Origin of the sequence: Pseudomonas yangonensis, from assembly GCF_009932725.1 — a bacterium.
Taxonomy (GTDB): Bacteria; Pseudomonadota; Gammaproteobacteria; order Pseudomonadales; family Pseudomonadaceae; genus Aquipseudomonas; species Aquipseudomonas yangonensis.
This window is the reverse complement of sequence record NZ_BLJU01000140.1, coordinates 1-553: the sequence shown is the minus strand read 5'-3', so window position 1 is coordinate 553 and position 553 is coordinate 1. Positions and strand designations below refer to the sequence as shown.

The window sequence follows — 553 nt, the reverse complement described above, 5'->3', positions numbered from 1 at the left end:
TCGGCGCCGCCGGCGTGCTCTTCTGCCTGTTGCTGCTGGCTATCCGGGAGCCGGCCCGGCGCGGAGTCGGCGCAGGCGTGGCGGTGCCGCTGGGCGAGGTCGGCGCCTACCTGCGGGCCAACCGCAAGACCGTGCTCTGCCACAACTTCGGTTTCGCCTGCCTGTCCTTCGCCGGCTACGGCAGCGGCGCCTGGGTGCCTACCTTCTTCGTCCGCACCCACGGCTGGGACGCCGGTCATGTCGGGGTGGTCTACGGCAGCATCGTCGCGGTGTTCGGCTGTCTCGGCATCGTCTTCGGCGGGCGCCTGGCCGAGTACTGGGGGAAGCGCGGGCGCAGCGACGCGAGCTTGCGCGTCGGGGTGCTCGCCGCCTGGGCGGTGATTCCCTTCACCCTGGTCTACCGGCTGCTGGACAACGCAAATTGGGCGGGGGCGCTGATGGCGCCGACGGTGTTCTTCCTGAGCATGCCGTTCGGCGTGGCCCCGGCGGCGATCCAGGAGATCATGCCCAACTCGATGCGCGGCCAGGCCTCGGCGATCTACCTGTTCGTGGT

General features: G+C 70.5%; 1 protein-coding gene. It reads left to right on the top strand.

Annotated elements, in window-relative coordinates:
* Positions 1–553, top strand: a 553-nt coding sequence (locus GYB81_RS23835) for an MFS transporter (RefSeq protein ID WP_161898004.1), incomplete at both ends; no start/stop codon positions are given.